Origin of the sequence: Streptomyces phytophilus, assembly GCF_013870535.1 — a bacterium.
Lineage (GTDB): Bacteria > Actinomycetota > Actinomycetes > Streptomycetales > Streptomycetaceae > Streptomyces > Streptomyces phytophilus.
The window spans coordinates 1-2,192 of sequence record NZ_JACBXC010001031.1 but is presented as its reverse complement, the minus strand read 5'-3'; the positions used below and the strand labels follow the sequence as shown (position 1 = coordinate 2,192).

Below are 2,192 nucleotides of genomic sequence, written 5' to 3'. Positions count from 1 at the left end.
CGTACGCGGTGGTGCGGCGGTCACGGAGCCTCCAGGATGTGCTCGTCGTCGGGCGCCGCGGGTGCCCGGGCACTCGCGTGTGGGTCCGGCATCCGCACGCCGCCCACCCGTATTCTCGCCCCGCCGCCCCCGTCGCGCGCCAGTGATGTTCGACTCGGTCGGCCGCGCCCCCCGCGGCAGGGTCGCGTCCCCGGCAGTCGGGAGGCGGACGGGCAGTGCGGCGGACGGCCGGTCCGCCGGCGGGGCGGGGGCACTCACGAATCTATCGGACACCGCCTCCCGAGACCTGGTGAGGTTAGGTTAACCTAAGCTCCCGTGAGAGCCGGAGAGAGCACGCCCATCGCCGCGGGAGTCCGCGGGCACGCCCTGTCCGCCGCCGACGTCACCGTGGCGTACGACGGCGTCGACGTCGTCCACGACGCCTCGTTGCGGCTGCGACCAGGCGAGGTGACCGTCCTCGTCGGGCCCAACGGCAGCGGGAAGTCGACGCTGCTGCGCACGCTCGCACGGCTGCAGCGGGCCCGCAGGGCGCAGCTCGTCATCGACGAGGACACCGACGGATTCGCGCTCTCCACCCGGCACTTCGCCCGGCACGTCGCGCTGCTCACCCAGGGGCGGCCCACGCCCAGCGGGCTGACCGTCCGCGACGTCGTGGAGTTCGGGCGCTACCCGTACCGCGGCCGGTGGGGCGCCTCCGACCCCGGCGGGCGCACGGCCGTCGACCGGGCGCTGGCGATGACCGGCGTCACCGAACTCGCCGAGCGCGGCGCCGAGCACCTGTCCGGCGGGCAGTTGCAGCGCGTCTGGCTGGCGGGCTGCCTCGCGCAGGACACCGGCGTGCTGCTGCTCGACGAGCCGACCAACCACCTCGATCTGCGCTACCAGGTCGAACTCCTCGACCTGGTACGCGACCTGGCCGACGACCACCGCATCGCGGTGGGCGCCGTCCTGCACGACCTCGACCAGGCGGCGGCCGTGGCCGACCGCATGGTGCTGCTCGACGACGGCCGCATCGTCGCCGACGGCCGCCCCGAGGACGTCCTGCTGCCCGAACTGCTCAGCAAGGCGTACGGGATCCGCATCGACGTCGACGACGACCCCCTGACCGGCCGGCTGCGCACCCGCGCCATCGGCCGGCACCACAAGCGAAGCGAAAGGCTCAGCACTTCCTCATGACACGCCTCCTGCTGACCGCGGCGGTCGCCACCGCCGCGACGCTCACCCTGGCCGCCTGCGGCACCACCGAAGACGCCGCGGACGACGACGACAAGGGCGGCGCCGGCAAGGGCGCCGCGCAGCCGATCACCCTGACCGACTCCACCGGCAAGAAAGTGACGCTCGAAGACGGGCCCGCCACGAAGGTCGTCGGCACCGAGTGGAACGTGGTCGAAAGCCTCATATCGCTCGGCGTCGACCCCGTCGGCGTAGCCGACATCGAGGGCTACAACACCTGGGACACCGCCGTCCCGCTCACGGGCGGGTCCAAGGAGATCGGCACCCGCGGCGAGCCCAGCATCGACACCATCGCCGCCCTCGACCCCGACCTGGTGATCGCCACCACCGACCTGCCCGCGTCCGCGATCAAGCAGTTGAGCAGCAAGACCACGGTGCTCACCCTGCGCTCCGCCGACGCCGCCGACCCCATCGGCCGGATGACCGAGAACCTCGACCTCATCGCCGAGGCCACGGGCACCACCGACCGGGCCGAGAAGCTGAAGAAGGACTTCGACGCCAAGCTCGCCGAGGGCAAGAAGGCCATCGACGACGCCGGTCTGGGCGGCAAGAAGATCGCCACCGCCGACGGCTACGTCGTCTCCAACCAGGTCTCCATCCGCGCCTTCACCGCCGGCTCCCAGCTCGGCGCCGTCAACGAGCGGCTGGGCCTGGAGAACTCCTGGGACGTCAAGGGCGACAAGGACTACGGCCTCGGCTCCACCGACGTCGAGGGCCTGACGAAGCTCCCCGGGGACACGCAGTTCGTCTACGTCGCCAACGACAAGGACGAGGCCAGCACCCCCTTCACCGGCGAGCTGAAGGACAACTCCGTCTGGAAGTCGCTGGAGTTCGTGAAGGCCGGCGCTGTCCACCGGATCGAGGACGGCACCTGGATGTTCGGTGCCATCGGCTCGATGAACCAGTACGTCGACTCCCTCGTCGCCGAACTGACGAAGTAGCCGATGGCCGTCACCGCC

2 protein-coding genes are annotated in these 2,192 nt (G+C 71.6%); both read left to right on the top strand.

From position 1 onward, the window contains the following. Positions 1-315 precede the first annotated feature (315 nt). The gene (locus H5J30_RS28650) at positions 316-1,176 is read left to right on the top strand and encodes an ABC transporter ATP-binding protein (protein WP_181790188.1); all 861 of its coding nucleotides are present in this window, start codon (positions 316-318) and stop codon (positions 1,174-1,176) included. After that, positions 1,173-2,174 carry an iron-siderophore ABC transporter substrate-binding protein gene (locus tag H5J30_RS28645; protein ID WP_181790187.1) on the top strand — a complete coding sequence of 334 codons (1,002 nt, stop codon included), beginning with the start codon at positions 1,173-1,175 and terminating at the stop codon, positions 2,172-2,174. Before H5J30_RS28650 ends, H5J30_RS28645 begins: the two co-directional genes overlap by 4 nt. Positions 2,175-2,192 lie beyond the last annotated feature (18 nt).